The organism is Streptomyces sp. NPDC021080 (assembly GCF_044333225.1).
Lineage (GTDB): Bacteria > Actinomycetota > Actinomycetes > Streptomycetales > Streptomycetaceae > Streptomyces.
This window is the reverse complement of the sequence record NZ_JBIRQM010000001.1, coordinates 691,223-714,357: the sequence shown is the minus strand read 5'-3', so window position 1 is coordinate 714,357 and position 23,135 is coordinate 691,223. Positions and strand designations below refer to the sequence as shown.

Sequence of the window (23,135 nt, the reverse complement as noted above, 5' to 3'; positions counted from 1 at the left end):
GCACAGAGCACCACTCGCTTCCAGACATGAACACGCCAATAGAGGATCCTGGAGTGGGCAAGGCCGGGGGCAGGGCGCAGCATGGAAGGGCCGGGGTCGGCACCCAGGTGCCCGGCAGCGGCGACGGAGCCCGGCACACCACGCCGGCCCGGTGGAGGAGGGCCAGGGATGACAGCCGAGTCCACGCAGTCCGACAGTGCGGGCCACGAACCCGAAGCGGCCCGGCCGACCGGCCTGCTGGACGTACTGCGCGTGGGCGCGCTGGTCCTCGACGCCGACGGGCGCATCGTGTTCTGGACCCCGCAGGCCCAGGAGCTCATCGGATACACGGCGGAGGAGGCGCTCGGCAAGTACGCGGCGCGTCTGATCATCCACCCCGATAACCTGCAGGCCGTCACCGAACTGTTCGCCGATGTCCTGGAGACGGGACGCAGTTGGGCGGGCGCGTTCCCCATCCGGCACAAGGACGGCAGCACCCGTCTCATGGAGTTCCGCAACATGCGGCTCCTGGACGATCACGGAGACGTCTACGCCCTGGGCATCGCCGCCGACCACACGCTGCTCCAGCGCGTGGAAACCGATCTGGCCCTCTCCGAGCGGCTGATCAACCAGTCACCCATCGGGCTGGCCCTGATGGACCCCGACCTGCGCTATCTCATGGTCAATCCGGCACTGGAGAGGATCGACGGCATCCCCGCCGAGGACCACGTCGGGCGTCATCTGCGGGAGACACTGCCGTTCCCCGACGTGGACACCGTCGAGTCCGCGCTGCGCCAGGTGCTCACCACCGGCACACCGCTGCTCGACCAGTACCACGTGGGCCGCCCGCCGACCGATCCCGACCACGAGCACGCCTGGTCCCTGTCCTTCTACCGGCTGGAGGACCCGGGCGGACGCGTCCTGGGCGCGGCCACCTCGGTCGTCGACGTCACCGAACGCCATCGCGCGGCGGCCGAGGCCGACCGCGCACGGCGTCGCCTCGCGCTCGTCGCCAGCGCCTCCACCCGCGTCGGCACCACGCTGGAGGTGGAACAGACCGCCCGTGAACTGGCCGACATCGCCGCCCCGGAACTGGCCGACGTGGTCGCCGTCGACGTCCTCGACTCCGTCCTGGCCTGCCGCCCGAGGCGCAGGCCGGACAACGGTCCGGAGTTCTTCCGCGCCCTCGCCCTGAAGGCGTCGCACCCGACCGTGGCTCTGCGCGCCGCCGACCCTCCCGGTGACCTGGCGACGTACGACGGCGACCGGCTGGTGACCCTGTGCGTCCACACCGGCAGACCGGTCCTGGTGCGGCACGTCGGCGAAGGCGATCTGCCCCGCATCGCCCGTGACGCCGAGGGAACGGCTCTCCTGGCGCAGGCCGGCGTCCACTCCTACCTCGCGGTGCCGCTGATCGCGCACGGCGAAGTACTCGGCGCCCTCGACCTCAAGCGCACCCGCAACCCGCTCCCCTTCGACGAGGACGACGTGGTGCTCGCCGGCGAGCTGGCCACCCGTGCCGCCGTGGCCATCGACAACGCCCGCTGGTTCCAGAGCGTGCGCAACACCGCCGTCACGCTGCAGCGCAGCCTGCTGCCCGAGCACCCCCCGCACCTCACCGGTCTGGAGGTCGCGTCCCGCTACCAGCCGGCCCAGTCCACCAGTGAGGTCGGCGGCGACTGGTACGACATGATCCCGCTGGCCGGCGACCGGACCGCCCTGGTCGTGGGCGACGTCATGGGCAACGGCATCGACGCCGCCGCCACCATGGGCCGGCTGCGCACCGCCACCTGTGCCTACGCCGACCTCGACCTGGACCCCGGCCAGGTGCTCCAGCATCTCGACAAGATCACGTGCGATCTGGAGCACTACATCGTGACGTGCATCTACGCCGTGTACGACCCCCGCAGCAGGCAGTGCCGCATCGCCAACGCCGGACACATGCCGCCCGCGCTGGTCCGTTCCGGTGCCGCCCCCGAACTGCTGCAACTTCCCTCGGGCGCCCCCCTGGGCGTCGGCGGCGTCGCCTTCGAGACCACCACGGTCGAACTCAACCCCGGTGACCTGCTCGTCCTCTACACGGACGGCCTCGTCGAGACGCGGCTGCACGCCATCGACGACCGTCTGAACGTCCTTCTCGACTTCCTCGACGAGCCGGACAGGCCGCTGGAGGAGATCTGCGACCAGCTTCTGTACGGTCTGCGCAACCCCGACGACCACGACGACGTCGCCCTGCTGGTCGCCCGCGCGAAGTAGCCCTACCGCTCCTCCGTGTTCTTCGCGTTCGTCGCGTCCTTGGTGCGCTTCGCGTTCTTCGTGTCCTTCGCGTTCTTCGTGTCCTTCGCGCGGCGGCGCGAGGAGACCTGTTCGCGGGTGGTGCGCCAGCGCAACCGGGCCTGTTCGACCACGCTGTCCCATTCACGGCGGACCGCGTCGTCGGACGGACGGTCGCCCTTGCGGATCCGGTCGAGTTCATCACGCATCTCGCGTCCGAGGGCCGCCGACGCGACGACGACGAACATCGCGGCGAAGAGCGCCGAGATCATCGCGAAGACGGCACCGACCGAGCCGTAGCGTCCGGCGTAGGAGTTGAACAGGCGCGGCAGATAGACGGACGCGCCCACGGAGTAGAGCGCGGTCAGCGCTCCCGCCGTGACGCCGAAGGGCAGCAGGTCGCGCCAGGGGATCCGCTTCGCGGACAGCGTCCAGCCGGTCCAGACGAGGAAGGCGACGCTCACCGGGATCTCGCACACCGAGGCCACCACCCCCAGCTTGCTGCCCCCGAGAACCGCGTGGAGCCACCCGGTGACGACCGCGTAGCCGCCGAGCCCGAGGATCCACCACAGGCCGTTCCTCGTGTTGCGGACGCTCAGCGGGGGCAGTTCCCACGTCTGTTCGAAGAGCCGCTGGGAGGCGCGCGCGAAGCTCAGTGTGGAGATGATCAGGAACAGGCTGCTGAAGACGCCCACGCCGGTGCTGGCGCTCTCGGCGGGGGCCAGGAGCGACTTCACCGCCTCGGCGCCCTGACCGGTGAGGCCGTAGCGCTGGATGATCCGCTCGGCGGCGTCGTAGTCGGAGAAGCTGCTCAGCAGGGCACCGATGAGGATCGTGAGCGGGATGAGCGCGGTGAGCGCGCTGGACGCCAGGGCCATCGAGCGATCGAAGCCCACGATCTTCTGGAACCGGTTGACGACCCGCAGCGCGAAGGCGGGACGCAGCCAGAACGTCAGCGTCCGGACGAGGCGCTCGCGCTGGATCCCCGCCGTCCTGTCCTCCGTATCCTCGGGCCCGGTATGCCGCTGCGAGCGTAGCCGACCGCTCTCGGACCGTGACGGACGACACGGCCGGGTGACACTGTCCGGGCGAGCGGCCCGCGCCGGGCCACCCGGCCGACGCTCACCCGGGTGACCGGCGGGTGTTCCGCGTGCTCATCCGTCGTCGGACAGGGCGATCTCCGCCCAGATCGTCTTCCCGCGGGCCTCCGGTCTGGTACCCCAGCTCCGGCTGACCTGCCAGGTGAGGTACAGGCCCCGGCCGCCCTCGTCGACCTCCTCGGCGTGCCGGAGGTGGGGGGCGGTGCTGCTGTCGTCGGTCACCTCGCAGACGATGACCGGGCCGTCGAGGATGAGACGGACATCGATGGGACCGTCCGAGTAGCGGACCGCGTTCGTGACGAGTTCGCTGACCACCAGCGTGGTGGTGAAGGCCTGCTCCTCCAGACCCCAGGCCGTCACCACGCGCTCCGCTCGCGCGCGCGCCTCGGCGACCGCCGCGGGGTCGTTGGGCAGCGTCCACGAAGCGACCCGGTCCGGTCCCAGGGCGCGGGTACGGGCGAGCAGCAGGACCGCGTCGCTCTCCACCTGTTCGGGTGTGAGCTGGTAGACCACCTCGTCACAGATCTCCTGCAGGGGCCGGGCGGCCGGCAGCAGCGCACCGCCGATACGGGCGAGCTGGCTCCGCGGATCGTCCGAGACGGCCCGCAGCATCGCCGTGTTGGACATCAGGAGGAGACTGCCCTCGGGGAGCTCGAACTCGGCCGTGCCGTACTTCGCCAGACCGCGGCCGAGCGGCGGCCCCGCGGGGACCATGGCGTACTCGACGGTTCCGTCGGGCAGCGCCACCACCGGAGGCGGATGTCCGGCGCTCGCGATGGAGCAGCGGCGGGTGATGGGGCTGTAGACGATGTAGAGGCAGGTGGTGTCCTGGTTCTCGTCGTCGGCCGGGGTGTCCGGGGGCCGGGGCCGTTCTCCGCCGAGGCGGGTCACCAGGGCGTGCAACCGCTCCAGAACCTCGTCGGGGGTCAGGTCGAGGACGGCCAGCGCGCTGATCGCGGCCCTCACCTCGCCCATGGTGGCGGCCGCCCGAAGGCCCTGCCCCGCCGTGTCGCCCGCCGCCAGGGCCACCCGCGCCCCGGACAGGGGGATGACGTCGAACCAGTCTCCGCCGGCGCCGAGCGGGTGGTAGCTGTAGGCGGTCTCCACCGCGGCGTGACCGACGACCCCGGCCGGTCGCAGGCTGAGCTGGAGGACACGGGCGGCCGATCGTTCCCTGGCGTAGAGCCGGGCGTTGTCCAGGCACAGCGCCACGCGGTCGGCGAGTTCGGCCGCGAGCGCGAGCTCGCCGTCGTCGAAGGGCTGCGGCGTGTGATGCCGGTAGCAGTGCGCCACTCCGACCACGGACCCGCGGGCGGCGAGCGGCAGGACGAGCAGCGAGTGTGCGCCCGCCTCGGCCAGGCGGCGCCCCCGGACCGGTTCCCGCTTCAGCCACGGGGCGTCCAGGTCCAGGTGCTCGAAGACGCGTGGCTCGAGGTCGGACAGACACTGGGCGAGCGGCGTTCCGGAGGTCAGGCCGATCGCCTCGCCGATGGAGGGAAGGTGCCGCTCCGCGTCCAGGGCGACGGAACGGCGGCCCGTGCACCGCATGGCCCCGTACTCCATGATGGTGCCCGGTGCGCTGGCCTCTCCGCGCAGGACGGAGTCCAGCACCTCCACCACCACGGTGTCGGCCAGCGCGGGGACGATCTCGTCGGCGAACTCCTGCGCCGTACGGAAGATGTCCAGGGTCGTGCCGATGCGCCCGCTCGACCGCTCCAGAAAGGCCAGGCGCGCCGCCGCCCGCTTCCGCTCCGTGATGTCGAGGACCGCCGTCGCCACTCCCAGGACGCCGCCGGCCGCGTCCTCCAGACGGAAGCAGGAGACCGACAGCACGATCTCGGATGAGCCGGGATCCAGATGGCCCCGCACCTCCACGTCGAGGGACGGCACGCCGGTCTCCAGTACCTCCAGCACCGTCTGCTCATAAGCCCCGGTGTAGAAGTCACCGGCCCACTCCCGCGGGTGGCGTCCGAGGGCCTCCTCCAGGGCGAAGGCGCGGACGTAGCGGGCGGCGGTGTTGAAGCGCACCAGGCGCAGCTCGGTGTCCAGGACGTGGAGGCCTACGGGCGACTCGGAGAAAAGCGCCCCGAGAACGGCCTCGTCAAGCTCCGAACCCGACCGGCCGTACCCGCCCAGCAATGCAACCATGACACTTCCGTTGACCGTTGACCACCTATACATTCCGTTTTGTCAGGGTTCCACCCTATGCGCTCACCGGTGACGCGCTACCGGAGCGCCGTCGGGGCAGGGACGAAGGCATCCCGCACCCCGCCCGTGCCGGGCGGCGCAGACGGGGCGGGCGGGGCGCCGGGCTCTAGAAGGGCGACAGGGTCAGACGGATCGCCGTGGGGGCGCTGTCCTGGATGAAGGAGGCAAAGTCGGCGACGTCGTCGAAGGCGAATCCGTAGGCCTTGCCGTCCTTGGTGGCCGCGTGAACGGCCTTGGAGTAGTGGTTGGTGAGCTTGGTCCGGTAGAAGTCCGCCGCCTTGGTGGTCGGCTGTGCCGGGTTGCTGAGCAGGGTGGAGCGGTTGAACCCGGCGCCGAGCACGGCGGCCACCGGTCCGGTGGTGCCGTCGTTGGGCGCGGCGAGGGTGCCGTCGCAGAAGAGGACGTCACGGGTGGAGGGCTTGGCGAACGAGACGGAGGCGGGCCCCGAGAAGGTGAACCTGCCCGCGCGCACCCGGCCGGTGAACGTGCCCGCATTGGTCTTGACGGTCAGATTCTTGCCGGTGTAGGTGCTCCACACCTGGTCGATGTACGGGGCGAGGTAGTTCTTGGCGAACACACCCGCGTCCAGGCCGTGGCCCGGGGCGATGATGCGGAGGTCACCGACCACGAGGGGCGCGAAGTCCGCGTTCTTCTTGATCGCGGCGAACGCGGCGGCCCGTCCGCCGTCCCGGACGACACCGGTCGTCTGCTGCTTGGCCCCGGTCAGCCGGATGTTCATGGGCACGCTGAACATGTCGACCATGGTCGTGTTGCAGAACATGCCGGCCGAGTTGTAGGTGAACTCGGCGCAGTCGTGCAGCACCCCGAAGCTGGGGTCGGACTTGACCCAGCCGGCGGGGAACTGGAGGGCCGCGTTGCCGTTGCCGTCCTTGATCGCCTTGAACTTCAGTTTCGCGCCCAGCGACACATAGATGCGGCCCGACATGAACGGGAGCTTGAGCCGGGTCTCCCCGCTCGCCGCCAGGGTGAGCGCGTAGTCGGTGAACCCGTCGGCGCGGTTGTCCGCGAGGGAGATGGGCGCCAGCTTTCCGTCCTGGGTGACACGGACCTGCTTTCCGTCCTGGTTGCCGACGATGTACACGTGCACCGACCCGTTGCCGAACGAGCCGCTGTTGTTGACGATCGTCAGCGGGAGCGAGCCCGTGGCGGCCTTGGTGGAGGCGTTCGTCTGGCCGGCCATGGCGTACGGCGCGATCGCCGCGGCGGCGGGCGCGGCCACGGCCGCGCCACCGAGGGCGAACAGCGTCTTGCGGCGGGTCAGGTTCCGCTGGTGACGAGGCGTCATGTGCCGGGTTCTCCTTGGTACTTGTGCCTGGGGGGGGGAGGCGGTGGGGGATCGCGGGGAGGGCCGGCCGCCGGAAGGGCCGGCCGGGCCGCGCGGGAGGACGGCGGATCGCCGCCGTCACGCCGGGCGCCGGACGGTCAGCCGAGCGCCCACTTCTGGTTGGCCGTTCCGGCGCAGGTCCAGATCTGCAGACGGGTGCCGTCGGCGGAGGAGTTGTCCTTGGCGTCGAGGCACTTGCCCGAGCCGGTGTTCGTCAGATCGCCGGCGGAGGCGAGGGTCCACTGCTGGGCCTTCGTGCCGTTGCAGGTGTAGAGCTGGACCGGGGCCCCGTTCTCGGTGGAGGCGGCCCGTACGTCGAGGCACTTGCCGAGCGCCCGTACGGTGCCGTCGGCGCCCACGGTCCACTTCTGGGCGTCGGCCCCGTTGCAGTCGTGGAGCTGGATCGGCGTCTCGTCGGCACCGGAGGCGCCGGCCACGTCGACGCACATGCCGCCGATGCCCTTGATGGGGCCGGTGGTGCCGGTCCCGGCGGTGGGCTTGCCGGAGTCCGCGGCGGTGACCCGCACGTAGTCGACGGTCATGGTCTGCGGGAAGGAGGTGGCGGAATTCGGGCTGCCGGGCCAGTCACCGCCCACCGCGAAGTTCAGGACGAGGAAGAACGGGTGGTCGTAGACCCACTTGTTCCCGTTCACGTCGGACGGCGTGCGGGTCTCGTACGCCTGCCCGTCCACGGACCAGGTGATGGCGGTGGGGCTCCAGTCGACGGCGAAGACGTGGAAGTCGTCCGCGAAGGCCTTGCCGTTCGGCAGCGTGTACGCGGCGCCGATGCCGCCGGCACCGGAGTATCCCGGGCCGTGGATGGTCCCGTGCACCGTGCCGGGTTCGTTGCCGACGTTCTCCATGGCGTCGATCTCGCCGCTGTTCGGCCAGCCCACGCTGCCCAGGTTGTCGCCCAGCATCCAGAAGGCGGGCCAGACACCCTGCCCGCGCGGCACCTTGATGCGGGCCTCGAAGTGGCCGTAGGCCTGGGTGAAGGTCTGCGCGGTGTTGAGGCGGGCCGAGGTGTACTGGCAGGTTCCGTTCCAGCACTGGAGCCCGCTGTCGCCGTTCTTGCGCGCGGTGATGACCAGGTGGCCGCTCCCGTCGAGGGCGGCGTTGTCGGTGCTCTTCGTGTAGTACTGCAGCTCATGGTTGCCGTTGCCCGAACCCCCGGTCTCCAGGGTCCACTTGGCGGAGCTCGGCGCGCTTCCGGCGGCTCCGTCGAATTCGTCGGACCAGGTCTGTGCGACCGAGGCGGCGTGGGCCCGGTTCGCGGCGGGACCCGTGGTGGTGAACAGGACACCACCGGCGGCCCCGGTGGCGAGCAGCAACGCCAGCCCTCCGAGGGACCATCGGCGTGCGCGATGAACAGCCATGACTGAACACCCCTTGTCTGTGCGGTGTGGGGGAGTGTGAACCCGCGCGGCGTCCACGTCCGCTGTGTGCGCAGGGAGAGCCCGTGCCATGTTGAGAGCGCTCTCTGCCGGCGGTGGACCGCACCGGTGGGCCCCGATGCTACGCACGAGTCATTGAGAGACCAACTGCCGCCGGTGACGGTCAAATCACTCTGACCTGCGGTTACTTGATGAAGGGCGAAGCGCCCACGGTTGCTTAAGACGCGTTTAACCCGCACTTAAGAAGGAGCGCTCCGCTTCCTGATCGCAATCCGCCCGGTCTGTCGCGGATGCGCCGATCGGCCACCGGAGCTCAGCTCCCACCGGGCGGTGACTCCCCGCTCACGGCCCCGGACAAACGGTAGACGAAGGTCGGGAATTCCTCACCGGTCGCCCGCCTCCAGGCGGGTACGACCGTGTCCGGGTACGCGGCGCGGGCGTCGGCGAACGCGGTGACGCAGCGGGCGTGGACGTGTGTCCGGTCGGTGCGGCGGGTGAGCGCGAGCAGGGAGCGCAGCGCCGCGACGGCGTCGTCGGTCCGGCCGTCGGCGAGGTGGGCCCGGGCCTCCGCGTCGAGCGCGCGGGCGAGACCGGACCGGGCGGCGGCCAGCGAGGCCGCGTACCGGGCGGCGTCGGAACCCGTCGACTCGTCGACGAGGATGGACTCCGACTCCGTGTAGCAGGCGACGGCCGCCCCGTGGTCGCCGGCGCGGCGCAGGACGCGGCCGAGCACCCGTAGACGGCGGGCCGTCAGGGCGTGGTAGGCGGACCAGTGGGACTCGGCCAGGCGGCGGGTGAGCGCGACCGCCTCCCGGGCCGCCCCGACCGCGCCGTCGAGGTCTCCGTCGGCCAGCCGCAGCAGACTCAGGTCCGCCAGGACCCGGGCGAGTTGCGGCTCGTGCGCCGTGGGGTCGAGCTCCGCCGCACGCCGGTACGCGGCCACGGCACGTTCACCCGCCCGGACCGCGTCGCGACGGTCGCCCGCGGCCTTGTGGCAGTCGGCCAGCCGCTCGAGACAGACGGCGAGGAGGGAGTCGTAGACGTCCGGACGTTCGTCGACGAGGCCGGCGCACCGGTCCACCGCCTCCCGCCGGCCGTTCGACTCGGCGGACAGGTCACCCAGTTCGCGGAGCTGATCGGCGAGGCAGTCGAGTGCCAGGACGAGCAGCGGTTCCCCCGTCGTCCGGTCCCTGCCCGCCAGGATCCGGGCCTCGGCCACGGCCTCCTCCGCGGTCGTCCGCGCCGCGGACAGGTCACCGGTGGCCTCCAGGCAACGGGCCAGGTCCACGAAGAGCCTCACCCGCAACGGCCGTACGATCTCGGGCGCGACCCGCAGCATGACCGGGTCGGCGTGGTCCCGGGCCTCCCGGCCGACCACCAGCGCCTCTTCGTGCCGGCCCGACGCCACCAGCCCCGCGGTGAGTTCGCACAGCACGCGGACGCGCACCAGGATCGTGTGGCTCAACTCGCGCAAGGACATGTCCCGCAGCAGCCCGGCGCACTCCTCGTAGGCGGCCACGGAGTCCTCCGTTCGGTGCAGGGCCGCCAGTACCAGCGCGTACGTGCGCAACGCCCCCGGCAGACCCCCCAGGGTCCGGTCCCGCCGGGTGGGGACGAAGCGACGGTAGGCGGCCACGCACTCCCCCGCCGAGCCCAGCGCGTCGTCCAGTCGCGCCAGGCCGAACTGTGCCTGCGCCCGCAGGTGCAGCTGGAAGGCCCGCTGCCCCGGCGACCACCGCGCGCCCGGTACGGCCGCGGCCGCGTCCAGCACCGTGTACGCCTGTTCGCAGTGGTTGACGAGCATCAGCGTGTGGGCGTGCCAGACGAGACTGCGGGCCAGCAGGTCCCGGTCCCGCGGGCGGGCGCCCTCCGCCCCCGCCAGCGCCCCGTACACGGCGGTCGCCTCCTCGGCCCAGGCCAGCCGGCGCCACGACGGGGGCGGCCGCAGCAGCACCCAGCTCGGGGCCAGACAGCGCGTCAGCGCGGCGCCGAGCAGCCGCCGCCCCGGGCCGGGGCTCAGCCGGGCCGCCGCCCGCGACAACGGCAGCAGTACACGCACCAGCCCCATCGGCGCCTCCCGTCCGGGATCCCTGACCAAAGGACGGCCGGGCACCCTCATTGGTTGCCTTCCCCGTCCGAGGACGGATCGTCCCGCCCGGCGGCGAGGAAACCGCCCGGACCCCGCACGCCGACGGAGGCCGCCGCCCCCGTCGGTCGCCCCGGGACGGCGACATGACGGCTCGGGGCGACAGCCTCCGTACCCGGACTACTTCAGGCCGTAGGCGCGGATCACCTCCTGGGTGATGCGGTTGCCCGCGTCGTCCCAGCCCTCGGCCTTCAGTGACACATAGCCGTGGTGCGGGGCGTCGTAACGGGCGCTCCAGGTACCGGACTTGCCCTTCGTCCGCACCGGGGTCCAGGTCGCGCCGTCGTCGTAGGAGACCGACAGTGTCGCGCCCTGGATCGTCCCGGCGCCGGCCGCGCCTTCGAGGTGGTGCGGGGTGAGCCGGAGCGTCTGGCGGCCGCCACGAGCGTCACCCGCCAGATCCGTGTCGACGGCGTAGTCCATCTGCAGCACCGCCACCCGGTCGATCACCGTCGGGTCGGTGACCGGGTCGGACTTGACCTGCCACACCGTGTGGGTGTGGGGGGACAGGCGGTAGGTGTCCGCGTCGCGGTCGGCGGTCAGGTCGAGGGTGTAGACCGACGGGGTGGTCGGCGGGCGGGTGATGGTGAGGGCCGACGAGCCGACGGTCTTGAGCAGGGTGCCGTCCTGGTAGACCGCCAGGCTGACCTTCGCCGGACCGTTGCTCTGGATGACGCCGCCGTGGCCGTCACCGCTGTCGGACCAGGGCTGGATGTTGAACGCGAGCGAGGTCTTCTGGCGCTGCGACCACCAGTAGGTGCCTCCGTTGGCGGGGTGCGTCACCGGCTTGAACCAGTTGTGGACCTGGAACGAGCCGGGCTTGTACGTGGTGCGCGTGCTCTGGCTCGACAGGAGCAGACCCGGCCCGGTGCCCATGCTCTCCACCCACCGCGTCCCCTCCTGCGCCGAGACGTAGTCGGTGCGGGTGCCGGGCATGTCCTGGCGCAGCAGGTACCCGGAGCCGTACTTGCGGTACGGACGGAAGCCGGACCGCCACTCGCCGCTCTGCGTGGCGGTGGCGCCGTGGAACCGCATCTCCACCGTGGCCAGTTCGGACGCGCGGGGACGGTAGGTCAGCCCGGTGGACGGGATCTGGCCGGGGTGCGGGTCGGACAGGTCGTACACGTACGGGGAGTTGGGCACGCCCTCGACGTCCAGCCGCAGCCGGCCGCGCCTGGCGTCGGCGATCAGCGGGGCCCCGTTGCGGGCGGTCACGGAGAACACCGGCACGGCGCTGTCGCCGGCGGAGGTGCCGACGGACTCGATCAGTTTGCCCGGCTGGTCGTCGACGACCAGCAGCAGCGCCGCTCCGGCGTCGGCCGCCGCCTGCGCCCGCTGCGCGCCGGTGAGCGCGCCGGAGCGGGTCACCAGCGCGACCTTGCCCTTGACGTTCAGTCCGGCGTACTCGGCGGGGGTGCCGGTGCCCGCGTACACCGCGTCCAGGCGCTTGTGCCCGTCGTACCGCGAGGAGTTGGCCTGGGCGACGACCTGGACGGGCCTGCCGTCGTCGGTGACGGTGAGCAGCGGGAGCGCCTTGCGCCAGCGGGTCTCGTACTCGAAGGTGCCCTGGGTCGTCCTGCGGGTGGGCAGCACGAACATGCTGTCGTAGGTGGAGGCGAGCAGGTACTGCACCTCCACGACGCCCACGCCGTACGAGTTGGCCGCCTGGCCGTCCGCGCGGTACCAGTTCATGGACAGGGCCCGGTCCTCGGTCCGGCGCGGGACCTCCGCGGTGACCTCACGGGTGCGGCTCGCGTCGAGATCGACGTTCCGGTCCTGGTCGAGGACGACCTCCGGGTCGCCCATCACCGCCATGCCGAGCGAGTCGGGGCCGTGGCTGCCGGGCACGTCCTGGTACGTCAGGAGGCTGTAGGTGCCCTCGCGCATGCGCAGGTCGAGCTTGCCGCTGTCGCCGACGGTCACGCTGTACGGGTCCTCGGTGCTGCCGAGGCGCTGGATCTCGACCCAGCCCGCGGCCGGCTTGCCGGAACGGTCCTTCATGGTGATGTGCAGGGTGTGGCGGGTGTCCTCCCGGTACAGGCCCACCTGGGTGCGGGCGAGCGTGGCGCCGGAGCCGTCCGTCGCGGTGACCTGGCCGAGGTAGCGGCGGCCGTCGGTGCCCAGGCCCGGCCTGGCGGTCGCGGTGACCGTCGCGGTGCCGTGCGCGGGGACGGTCACGGTGTCGGCGGAGAGGGTGAACATCCCGTCGGGGGCCGGGGTGCCCTTGCCCGCGGTCGGGTCGGTGTCGTACGGGCCGCCCGCGACGGAGGCGTTCAGCGCCAGGTGCAGCTCGGCGTCGGTGTCACCGGTGTTGGTGTACGTCACCGTGCGGTCGACCGGCGCGGAGTCGGCGTGCGGCCAGGAGTCGATGCCGAAGTACGCCGAGCCGGTCGCGGTGACCGTGGCGGCGGTCGCGGCGGAGAGATCGACGCGGCCCGAACCCACCTGGTAGGCGGTGTAGCCGGTCAGCTGCTTGGACGTGCTCATCAGCGCGTCCTTGAGCTGGTGCGCCTTCCAGTCCGGGTGCTCCTGGGCGAGGATCGCGGCGGCTCCGGCGACGTGCGGCGTCGCCATGGAGGTGCCGCTCATCGTCTGGTACCAGCCGGTCGCGGCGCTGCCGCCCGCCTTGGCCGCGAGGACGTTGACGCCGGGGGCGGAGATGTCGGGCTTGAGGGCGTAGTCGTTCAGGCGGGGGCCCTGCGAGGAGAACGACGCCCGCTTGTCGTTGGCGTCGACCGCGGCGACGGTCAGCGCCTCGTCGGCGACGCCGGGGGTGCCCATGCTCGCTTCGCTGCTGTAGTTGCCGGCGGCGATCACGAAGAGCGCGCCGCTCTCCTCGGTGAGCTTGTTGACGGTCTGGCTCATCGGGTCGGTGCCGTCGGACGGGTCGGACGAGCCGAGGCTCATGCTGACGACGCGGGCGCCGTGGTCGACGGCCCACTCCATGCCGGCGATGATCCAGGAGTCCTGGCCGTAACCGGCGTTGGAGAGCACCTTGCCGATCATCAGGTCGGCGCCGGGCGCCACGCCCTTCTCGGCGCCGTCGGACGCGGCTCCGCTGCCGCCGACGGTGGAGGCGGTGTGGGTGCCGTGGCCGTGGCCGTCCTGCACGGTCTCGTCGGGCACGAAGCTCTGCGACTCGCCGATCCGGCCGTTCAGGTCGGGGTGGCCGAGGTCGGCGCCGGTGTCGAGCACGGCGACCTTGACGCCCTTGCCGTCCAGGCCCTTCGCCCAGGCGGTGTCCGCGCCGATCTGCGCGGTGCTGTCCTTGAGGGTGGCCTTGACCTTGCCGTCCAGCCAGATCTTGGACAGGCCGTCACCGAGCTTGGGCGCGGCGGACTCCGTGACGGAGGACGCGGCCGGGGCGACGGACTTCCACAGCTTCCGGGCCTGCTTCTTGGCGGCCCGGACGGAGGTGGCGCGGATGGCGGGCAGGGAACGCACCCGGGTGGTGCCGGTCGGCGCGGTCCGGGCGGCGGGCGCGGTCTTGGCGCCGTAGCCCAGGATCAGCGGGATGCCGGTGCTGTGGGCGTCGTCGTAGCCCTGCTCGATGAGGGAGGTGACGTCGAACAGCCGCTTGTCGAGGCGGTTCGCGGCCAGGTAGGGCAGCACCTCGTCCGGGTAGACGTACAGGTCGCCGCCGACGGTCTCGGTGCGCACGCCGCCGGTGGCACCGGACGGGCGGGTCACGTCGGCGGTCTGCCGTCCGTCGCCCGCCTCGGTGACACGCACGATGTCACCGGTGAGGAGTGTGACGGAGTGCTGAGCGGTGCCCTGCGGGACAACGGGCTCCGCCCCCGGCGTCTCTGACGTGACGGCAGCCACCGCGAGGCCGGGTGGCCCCGCGAGGGATGTCAGGACTGCGAGGGTGCCGACCGCTGCCGCGAGTGCCGTGCGGCGACTCCGGCGGGAAGGTATGGGGGAGATCATGCAGCGCTTTCTACCCGCCCCGCGCCTTCGGAGGGAACGACCGGCGATGGCACGAAAGCGCCACGTCTCACATGTGCCAGATTGACGAACTCCCCATAAATCCAGGGCAGTTATGTCATAGGCCGCACTCTTGCCGTCGACCTTCGCCGGCCCGCGGGCGCACCCGCGCCGCCCGCGGCGTCCCTCGATTCCCGTCGGCCGGTCACGAGCCGCCGGGGGAGCCGGTCGGCGCCGTGGCGGCGGGTGCGGTCGTGCCGATCCCCGTGGTCGAGCCGGGCTGCGGAGTCTCCGCGGAGCTGCTGTCGGGCGAGAACACCTCGACGCCCACGAGCACCGCCAGCAGGAAGACCACGGCCCCTGCGGCCGCTCCCACGACGCGCCGCCGGTCCTCGAGGAGTTCACCGACCCCCGAACGCGGGCGCCGGCGCGACCGGTGGCCGCCACCCGCGGTGTCCCTCATCACCGACGGCAGGGCGTACGTGGTCGCGGGGCCCGTGGCCCTGGTGTCCTGCCGGTGCCGTCCGGGCTCCGGCGTCACCGCCGGGAGGGGCTCGGGACGCCCCTGCCAGGCGCCCGAGCTGTACCAGGCGGCCACCTGGAGCGCGGTGGGCCGGTCCTCGGGCTGCTTCGCGAGCAGACTGAGCAGGTAGTTCTCGAAGGCGGGCGGCAGATCGGCACCGAGCTCCCGCGGCGGGGTGGGGGCGGTGTCGAGGTGGTGATGGAGGACCGCGACGGGGCTGCCCGCCTGGAACGGCGGCCGTCCGGTGAGGAGCTGGTACAGGACGCAGCCCAGGGAGTACATGTCGGACGGCGGGCCCGCGGTCTTGCCGAGGGCCCGCTCGGGGGCCAGGTAGAGGCTGGTGCCGACGATCTGACCGGTCGCCGTCAGACCGCCCGCGGGATCGTCCATGAAGCGGGCGATCCCGAAGTCGCCGATCTTGACACTCCCCTCGGCGTCCAGGAGCAGGTTGCCGGGCTTGATGTCCCGGTGCACGATGCCCTGCTGATGCGCGGCGGCCAGCCCCGCGGCGGCCTCGGCGGCGATCCGCGCGACCCGGTCGGCGGGAAGTCTCCCGGCGCCGGTGAGGACACCGGCGAGACTGTCGCCCTCGACCAGCTCCATCACGAGGAACAGCCGGTTCTCGTAGGCCCCGAAGTCCAGTACACCCACCACGTGACGATGGTTGAGCAGGCCCGCGGTCTGGGCCTCCAGACGGAACCGGGCCGCGGCCGTCGGGTCGGCGTCCTGGGAGAGGAGCAGTTTGACGGCCACGGACCGTCCGATCATCTCGTCGTGGGCCCGCCACACCTCCCCCATCGCGCCCCGCCCGAGAGTGGCCTGCAGCCGATACCGCCCCGCTATCAGCACTTGTGCTTCATCCTCACGCCGTTGGGATTTCGTCGATCGCCACGGGTCAATGCCCTACCGAGCATGAGTGATCATCGGGGCGCCGCAGCAGGTTGAGCCTACTGCCAACACGACGGTGATCAGACGCTGTTCACCCTGGGCCTCAAGATCACGAAGAACCCTTCGGTGTGCCACCGGACTCTGACGGAACGTGACTCCGAAAGCCGCTCCGGACACCTTCGACAAGGGCGGACGTACCGGTCCCGTCCGAGGCGGCGCGCCCGCGTCGCCTCCGGCGGCGGCAGCCTGCACGATGGGCGCGTACCTCTCGCAGCTCGGAAAGGGCACCCCGTGATCAGCATCCCGGACCGCACGGCCCATGACGGTACGACGATCCCGGCCGTCGGCCTCGGCACCTGGCCGATGGACGACGCACAGGCCGAGGAGGCCGTGAGCCGCGCGCTCGGCCTGGGCTACCGGCTCGTCGACACGGCGGCCAACTACCGCAACGAGACCGGCACCGGACGGGGCATCGCCCGCTCCGGTGTCCCTCGCGAGGAGATCGTCGTCACCACCAAACTGCCGGGCAGACACCAGGGTCACGCGGAGACGCTGGCCTCCTTCGAGGAGTCCCGCGCCCGTCTCGGGCTCTCCTACGTCGATCTCTACCTCATCCACTGGCCACTGCCCCGCGTGGACAAGTACGTGGAATCCTGGAAGGCGATGATCGAGCTCCGCGACGCGGGCCTGGTGCGGTCGATCGGCGTCTCGAACTTCACGGCCGACCATCTCGGCCGGCTGGAGGCGGAGACCGGAGTGCTGCCGTCGGTGAACCAGATCGAACTGCATCCCTCGCTCCCCCAGGACGAGTTGCGCGCCTTCCACGCCGACAGGGGCATCGTCACCGAGAGCTGGAGTCCCCTGGGCCGCGGCTCCCGCCTCCTGGACGACCCCGGGCTCGGAAAGATCGCCGAGGCACACGGTGTGACGCCCGGCCAGGTCGTGCTGCGCTGGCACACACAGCTCGGAGCGGTCCCCATCCCCAAGTCCGCCGACGCCGGGCGGCAGCGGGAGAACCTGGACGTCTTCGGGTTCGAGCTGACTCCCGCCGAGATGACGGCCGTCGGCGACCGTCCGCGCCGGCGCCTCGGCGGCGACCCCACGACGCACGAGGAGTTCTGAAGGACCGGGGGCCCGGCTCGACGACACACCCGAGAACTCGAGGGCTCCGGGGCTCCGTGGCCCCGGAGCCCTCGAGCGTCCGGCCCGTGCGTCGGCCGGGGCCGGGGACCCGGTCCCTCGGCCTGCGCGCGGGCCGGAGGCGGGCTACGCCGGGTCGTGCACCGTACCGGTGAACTCCGGACCGTTGTGCCGCGTGCCGTTCTCCTCGTCGTAGATCCTCAGACGCAGCCGGACCGTCTCCGCGGGCTCGGTCAGGGAGTCGGCCACGACGGGAACGGCGATCTCGGTACTCGTCCGGCCGGGCGGGACGTCGACGTACAGGGAGAGGCCGCGCAGCTGCGACAGGGGTCGTGACGGCAGTGCTCCCTCGGCCGAGTACCTCGCCAGCCAGCGGGGATCGACGTCGGTGGTGGACAGTTCGGCGCCGGAGGCCACCGGCAGGACGACGACGTCGGCCGTGGTCTCCACGTCGGCGGCCCGGGAGAGGGAGATCCGCCAGGTCAGGCTCCCGCCCTCGGTGGCACTGGCAGCCGCCGGTGCCACCTCGACGGTGGGCGCCGGATCGTCGTTCCGCGCGGTGACACCGCCCCGGAAGGCGCCGGTCACCACGCCGTGGACCGCCTTCACGAAGATGTCGTGGGACACGTCGTAGCCGTAGCGCGTGTTGCCCCGGACCTCGATCGGCACATCGGGCACCGGACCGCCGGGCCGTACGGTCACCTCGCGCGAGGTGGTCCGGCCCGTGTCCGGATCGGCGACGAACAGCCGGACCGTGCCGCTCTTGTGCCCGGTGACCCGCACCGGCACGTGGTAGGTCCGCACGCCCGTGTCGCCCTCGTCGACGGTCAGCCGGCCGAGGTCGACGCGGGCCAGGTCCGCGGCCCGGACGGCGGGGGTTCCGGCGCTCCATCCCCACGAGTCGATGAGCCACGCCTGCCCGGAGCCGGTGCGCGGGACGATCTCCAGGGACTTCACCCGGTGCAGATCGACTCCCGCGCGGGTGGCGGCGGCCAGCGGCAGCCGGACCTCCTGCCCCCAGTAGGAGGCGGTGCGGTCGGTTCCGGGCAGGCCGTCGAGACGGGCGCTCCCCAGGGTTGCCCGGTGGCCGGAGGTGTCCGTCAGTCCGATGTCGAACCGGGCGTTCCTGGTGTTCGGCGGAACGATCAGGCGCAGGGCCAGGGCCTGGGAGCCGGCGACCGAGACCGGCTTCGCCGGGCGGATCCGGACGGTGGAGCCGGCGGCCGTCCACCGCAGGGCCACGGCGCGGCGTCCCGGCTCCTGCGATGCCGCCCAGGAGGCGAAGTGCGGCGAGACACCGCTGCGGCCGGAGCCGAGGCAGGCCGCCGACACGACCTCGGTGACCTCCTCGCACAGCCTGCCGCCGTCGACGGACACCTGTCCGTCGGGCAGGAACGCCGGAGTACGGCGTCCGCCGACCGCGTGGGTGAGAACCCGCGCGGGACCGGCGGAGGGCGCCCGCCGTCCCGAACCGTCGAGCAGCGGCCGTACCCGGTCGTCACCGGCGACGAACAGCCGCGCGGCGGCGGCGATGTAGGTCGCGCCCGCGGTCTGCTGCTGCCGGGCCGTCAGCCTCGTCGCGGTGCCGGGCGAGCACACCCGGTCGGGCTGGTCACCGTTCCAGAAGTCGTCCTCCGCCGGTGCCTGGGCCTGGCCCGGTGTCCATTCGCTGTTGAAGAAGTTGTGGTCGGCGCCGACCATGTAGACGGCGCTGTGCAGGGCGGCCCCGCGGCTGACCCCGCGGGTCGCGTCCACGTACATCTCGCCCTGGAGATCGGAGACGTCGCCGTCGCAGCCGGGCAGGATCGTCGCCGAGGGCACGTCCGGCGTGGGGTTCTGGCCGAAGAGGGTGGGGCCGATGAGGACGGTGCCGCGGATGTGCCAGCGCACCGGCCCGTGGTAGCCGTCCTGGTCGGCCGGGGCGCCGTACAGGCTGTCCATGGCGGCCCGGTTCACCCCCTCGCCGCCGCGCGAGTGGCCGACCAGCAGGACCCGCGACAAGTCGGCGGGGGCCGTCCGCCGCACGATCGGGGGCGCGGAGGCCGGGCGGGCGGACCAGTCCGCCCAGCGGGCCAGGTGCTGTCGCACCAGGGAGGACCTGGCCTGCGCGCCGCCGTCCTCCGCCGCGTAGTCCTGTCCGTTGATGCCGTTGGCGGCGATGGACACGGTCACGTATCCCTGCGAGGCCAGCAGCTTCTGGTCGGCGAGGTAGCCGCGGTAGCTCGGGATGGGGCGGGAGCCGGCGGGGCAGGGCCACGCGCCGCTCGTGTCGTGGCCGTGGCCGGTGTAGCAGGTGGCGTGGCGGCCGTGCAGGAACAGGGCCAGCGGCCGGTGTCCGGGAGCGTTCGTGGGGGCGACCACCACGGCGCGCATCTCCACGGGTTCGGCGAAGCCGGGCAGGCGGACCGAGGCAAGCTCGTAGTCGCCGGTCGCGGTCCGGTAGAGACCCGGTTTGCCGGGGTCGACAGTGTTCGCGGGCAGCCGGGCCGAGGGCTGGGCCGACACTCCGGGCCGTTCCGCGGGCCCGTCCGGTCCGGTGGGCCGGCTCGGAGCGGCGCCCGCCGCGTCCAGGCGCCGCTCGCCGGTCCGCGCCTGGAGGCCGGACGGTTTCCCGAGCTGTGCCGTGCCCAGGGCGAGCCGGAAGGAGCGGCCGTCCGGAGCACCGGCGGGCCGACCGAGGAACCGGTCTCCCGCGTAGAACGCGACGCCCGAGTCGCTGATGGGCACCGGCTTGTCCGAGTGCCAGACGAGCTGTCGCGCCGCTCCCTCGCCGGTGACGCTCCACCCGGCGGGGAGTTTGCCGTCGGTGTCCGCGGCCGGTGCGCGTCCCGCGACACGTGCGGAGCCGGCCGGGTCCTGATGTGCCTGGGTCGATCCTGGCGATCCCGCGACCGCTGCGAGCAGCACCGCAGCGACGACCCCTGTGCGCCGGACACGGAACAAGGTTCTTCTCCTCCTGGTCGGCATGCGCCCCCGTCGCCCCGTCGGTCCCGGAGCGCTCCCCCGTCCCACGAGGACGGGCGGGGAGGCCGGAGGGTTGCCTCGCGTCACAGGTGTTCCGTGCTCAACTCCCTTGCAGGCAAATGGAGTCGGGCACTCCGGCGAGAGGGAGGGCGCACCGGCGGAAGGACCGGAGGGGTGCGTCGGCCGGAGGACCGGAGGGGCGCCGGCCGGGGAACCGGGGTGGGGCGGCCGGCCTCGCGTCACGCGCCCCGGCCGCCGCCGTGCCCGGACGCGTGACGTGAGGCCGTCCTCAGCCGTCCTCGGGACAGATGAAGTTCCCGGAGGGTCCCCAGCGCGTCACCGGGTCCTCCTTCGCGGCCACGGCTCCGCACGTGAGGTCGGTGATCCTGGTGCCGTCCCCGGTGATCTCCCGGATGTCGATCTCCTTGTTCACCGGGTACTTGTGTCCCTTGCCGAAGGTCATGATCCCCGACTCGCCGACATAGTCGGTGACTCCGGTCGACTGGAGGTAGGTGACCACGGCGCTGGGGGTGAACTGCGGGTCGGTGACGGCGATGTCGTTCATCACCTTGAAGAAGACCTTCAGCGCGTCGTAGCCGGCGGCGGCGTCGCTGTCGGAGGAACCCTCGTACGCCTTGCGGAAGTTCGTGACGAAGGACCCCTTGTCGTCGGGCAGGCTGAACTGGCTGTAGAAGAGGCTGAGGGAGCTGTACTGCTGCGCCATGAGTTCCGGATGCAGCACCAGGCTGGGAGCCGCGCTCTCGGCCAGCACGGCGATGCGGCCCCGGTGCGTACGGCACTGCATGTCGTTCTGCAGGTAGTAGAACAGGTCGTACATGACGCTGGAGCGGCCCGCGTAGAGGACGAAGCCGTCGGTCCGGTGGATCAGGGCGCAGACACTGGCCGCCACGGAGGGCGTCTGGCTGTCGTTGCCCGATTCGCCGTACGGCACCGGGTAGACCGGCCCCGCCGAACCGTAGGCGTCGGTGAACCGCTTCTTCAGGTCCGCGCTGAAGTAGGTGTCGTGCGGGTCGAAGACCAGGACGGCGGCGGGGGCGGTGTGCCCCCGGGGAACCTCGGTCAGAGCCGCCAGCCGCGGTGAGCGCCGGGCGAAGGACGCCATGACGCGTGCGACGCGGGCGTCCGGCGCCGAGAGCTGGAAGTACGACACCGGGGAGTCGCCCTCGACCATGGGCTGGCCCGAGACACCGGTGCCGAGGACCGTGACCCCCTTGGCGTCGAGTTCCACGGCCGCCTGGAGGGACTCCGGACGGCTCTGGGTGAGGCCGATGACGCCCGCGATGTGGTCCCGGTGGATGCGCTCGACGATCATGCGGGCCACATCCACGCCGCTGTGGTTCTTCGTGTTGAGTCCGCCGTGCGATCCGAAGGTGAAGTATTCCCCCGCGTTGGCGACGAGCAGCCGGATCGGCATCTGGGACTTGAGGTTCAGCCTGTTCACCTCCTGCTGGGCGAGCAGCGCGCCGCGCAGCATCTGGAAGCCCGTGGGCACGGTGCGGCGCGACGTGGAGCCGACGCTCAGCGGAGCGAAGAAGACCAGGGTGCGATAGGGCTTCGAGCGGTCGACGTCCGCGTTCTGGCGGCCCAACCGGGCTTCGAGCGACCGCAGTTCGTCCGCGTACAGGCCGTGGGCCAGCTCGCAGGCGTCGCTGCCGTCGGTGATTCCCACCCGTTCGCCGGTGCCGACCCGCGGACACCAGGTGTCGGTGGCGCGGGGTGCGGTTTCGGCGCCGGTGTGTGCCGCACCGGGCCACGGCACCTGGAGCAGTCCGGCGGCGATCACGGCCAGCACGGCCACGGTCGCCGCGGCGGGACGCAGCCAGTCGCTCCGGCGCCGCTCGCGGGCACGCACGGTCCGCTGCACCGCGGGCCGTTCGGCGTTCGTCCCGTTGTCGGGCACGCGGGACAGCGGTACCGCGCGTACGGCTTCGGCCTGCTGCCCGCCGGCGCCCGCGGCGAGCACCGAGGCCACCGCCTGAGCCGTCGCGCCGTAGGTGCTCGGCCGGGCGTTCCGGCTCGGGGCACCGGGCCGGGGCAGGCCGACGGCGTACGGCGGGACGTCCGCCGTGGCGGCGCCGAGGACGAGCAGCGGGCAGGTCCCGGTCTCCTCGGCCACGGCGGAGTAGGAGTTGAGGAGTCTGCGGCTCGGGGACTCGTCGCCGCCGACCGTCGGCAGCAGCAGGACGAAGGGCCAGCGTCTGCGTGGCCTGCGCGCGCTCCACACCGGTGGGCGGGCCGCCCGCGCCAGGTCGTGGACGAGTGCGGTCAGCAGGATCTGCCGGACCACCGCCTCGTCGCGGGCCGATACGGCGGACGCCGCGGACCGGGCCGGGGCCGCCGGGGCCCCCGCGTCGGCGGGCGCTTCCCGGTCGGCCCTGTCCTGGGCCCGGGAACGCAGGTGGGCGTCACGCAGGGACAGGGCGGCGTTGAGGAAGCTGCGCCCCGGCTCGTCCAGCATCCCGCCGACCCACCGGAAGCGGGCGCCGCGGTCGATCCGTACGCCGTACGACCACCGCCACAGCCAGGCCAGTGGTGCGGTCACCAGCTTCGTGACGGCCGACCACTGCCGGGCGCCGAGTTCCTCGCCGAGGGCGCCGACCTCGGCGGCGAATCCGAACTTCCAGGCGTACTTGTCGTAGATCCGGTCGCGCAGCACCCGCCGTTCGTCCCGCACGTCCCCGTCGGCGACGGAGGCGCGCAGCACCGACAGACACGCGTCGAACTCGGGCAGCCGCAAGGTGCCGGAGCCGTCCGGCATGGTGACGCGCAGTTGCCTGGCGACTCTGTCCAGCAGCCGTACGTGGGGGCCGTCCCGCCTCTCGGTGTCCTCCCCGGGGTGCTCGCAGGCGAGCAGTTCCTCGTCGACCAGGGCGTGTGGCGCGAGGCTGGCCAGGTGGCCCGTCTCACCGGTGTGGAGGCGCACCAGGCGGTGGTGGTAGGCGTGCACCAGCGCCGAGAGCGCCGGATCGGGCTCGCCCTGCCCGGTGTCTCCCGGTGGGGCGCCGGTCGCGGTGGTGCCGTCCGCGGTCGCCTCGGCCGCGGGCTCGCGGGTGAGGAGCAGGGCGGGCAGCCGGTGCCGCGGACCGTGCCGCCGGTGCGGGATGCCGTTGTGGCGGTCGACGACGTACCGGTCGAGCACTCTGACGATGTCGTCGAAACCGCTGGGGAGGACGAGATCGGTCTCGTTCGTCCGATGGGGCTGCGGCACGCGGGTCCTCCCGGATGC

Annotated in this window: 11 protein-coding genes; 2 read left to right on the top strand and 9 right to left on the bottom strand. The window is 72.3% G+C overall.

Annotated elements, in window-relative coordinates; genetic code table 11:
- The first annotated feature begins 168 nt into the window (after positions 1-168).
- A complete protein-coding gene (locus tag ACH4S8_RS03150) occupies positions 169-2,235 on the top strand; it encodes a SpoIIE family protein phosphatase (RefSeq protein ID WP_398390360.1) in 2,067 nt (688 codons plus the stop codon).
- 2 nt (positions 2,236-2,237) lie between these two features.
- Here ACH4S8_RS03150 and ACH4S8_RS03145 read toward each other — a convergent pair whose 3' ends face one another.
- From ACH4S8_RS03145 to ACH4S8_RS03115, 7 genes are all read right to left on the bottom strand, one after another.
- The gene (locus tag ACH4S8_RS03145) at positions 2,238-3,131 is read right to left on the bottom strand and encodes a YhjD/YihY/BrkB family envelope integrity protein (RefSeq protein ID WP_398390358.1); all 894 of its coding nucleotides are present in this window, start codon (positions 3,129-3,131) and stop codon (positions 2,238-2,240) included.
- A 276-nt stretch (positions 3,132-3,407) separates the two neighbouring features.
- Positions 3,408-5,501 (bottom strand): SpoIIE family protein phosphatase, encoded by a 2,094-nt coding sequence (locus ACH4S8_RS03140; protein WP_398390356.1) that lies wholly within the window; start codon positions 5,499-5,501, stop codon positions 3,408-3,410.
- A 166-nt stretch (positions 5,502-5,667) separates the two neighbouring features.
- On the bottom strand, positions 5,668-6,867 hold the full coding sequence (locus ACH4S8_RS03135) for a beta-1,3-glucanase family protein (protein WP_398390354.1): 1,200 nt from the start codon (positions 6,865-6,867) through the stop codon (positions 5,668-5,670).
- A 137-nt stretch (positions 6,868-7,004) separates the two neighbouring features.
- Complete coding sequence (locus tag ACH4S8_RS03130; RefSeq protein ID WP_398390353.1) at positions 7,005-8,282, bottom strand: ricin-type beta-trefoil lectin domain protein; 1,278 nt, start codon at positions 8,280-8,282, stop codon at positions 7,005-7,007.
- Positions 8,283-8,613: 331 nt separating this feature from the next.
- The gene (locus ACH4S8_RS03125; RefSeq protein ID WP_398390351.1) at positions 8,614-10,368 is read right to left on the bottom strand and encodes a hypothetical protein; all 1,755 of its coding nucleotides are present in this window, start codon (positions 10,366-10,368) and stop codon (positions 8,614-8,616) included.
- A gap of 198 nt (positions 10,369-10,566) precedes the next feature.
- The gene (locus tag ACH4S8_RS03120; protein WP_398390349.1) at positions 10,567-14,178 is read right to left on the bottom strand and encodes a S8 family peptidase; all 3,612 of its coding nucleotides are present in this window, start codon (positions 14,176-14,178) and stop codon (positions 10,567-10,569) included.
- A 400-nt stretch (positions 14,179-14,578) separates the two neighbouring features.
- Positions 14,579-15,745, bottom strand: a complete 1,167-nt coding sequence (locus ACH4S8_RS03115; RefSeq protein ID WP_398390347.1) for a serine/threonine-protein kinase — start codon at positions 15,743-15,745, stop codon at positions 14,579-14,581.
- 330 nt (positions 15,746-16,075) lie between these two features.
- On the opposite strand from ACH4S8_RS03115, the gene ACH4S8_RS03110 reads away from it, so the two are divergent.
- The gene (locus ACH4S8_RS03110; protein ID WP_398390346.1) at positions 16,076-16,906 is read left to right on the top strand and encodes an aldo/keto reductase; all 831 of its coding nucleotides are present in this window, start codon (positions 16,076-16,078) and stop codon (positions 16,904-16,906) included.
- Positions 16,907-17,050: 144 nt separating this feature from the next.
- On the opposite strand, the gene ACH4S8_RS03105 is transcribed toward ACH4S8_RS03110, so the two are convergent.
- The gene (locus ACH4S8_RS03105; RefSeq protein WP_398390344.1) at positions 17,051-19,867 is read right to left on the bottom strand and encodes a hypothetical protein; all 2,817 of its coding nucleotides are present in this window, start codon (positions 19,865-19,867) and stop codon (positions 17,051-17,053) included.
- Between the two features lie 310 nt (positions 19,868-20,177).
- Entirely contained in the window at positions 20,178-23,117 is a 2,940-nt protein-coding gene (locus ACH4S8_RS03100; protein ID WP_398390342.1) for a hypothetical protein, read from the bottom strand.
- Positions 23,118-23,135 lie beyond the last annotated feature (18 nt).

Bases quoted from the DNA above. Each gene is read 5' to 3' on its own strand.
- ACH4S8_RS03150 (WP_398390360.1), top strand. From the start codon at position 169: ATGACAGCCGAGTCCACGCAGTCCGACAGTGCGGGCCACGAACCCGAA.
- ACH4S8_RS03145 (WP_398390358.1), bottom strand. From the start codon at position 3,131: ATGGCCCTGGCGTCCAGCGCGCTCACCGCGCTCATCCCGCTCACGATC.
- ACH4S8_RS03140 (WP_398390356.1), bottom strand. From the start codon at position 5,501: ATGGTTGCATTGCTGGGCGGGTACGGCCGGTCGGGTTCGGAGCTTGAC.
- ACH4S8_RS03135 (WP_398390354.1), bottom strand. From the start codon at position 6,867: ATGACGCCTCGTCACCAGCGGAACCTGACCCGCCGCAAGACGCTGTTC.
- ACH4S8_RS03130 (WP_398390353.1), bottom strand. From the start codon at position 8,282: ATGGCTGTTCATCGCGCACGCCGATGGTCCCTCGGAGGGCTGGCGTTG.
- ACH4S8_RS03125 (WP_398390351.1), bottom strand. From the start codon at position 10,368: ATGGGGCTGGTGCGTGTACTGCTGCCGTTGTCGCGGGCGGCGGCCCGG.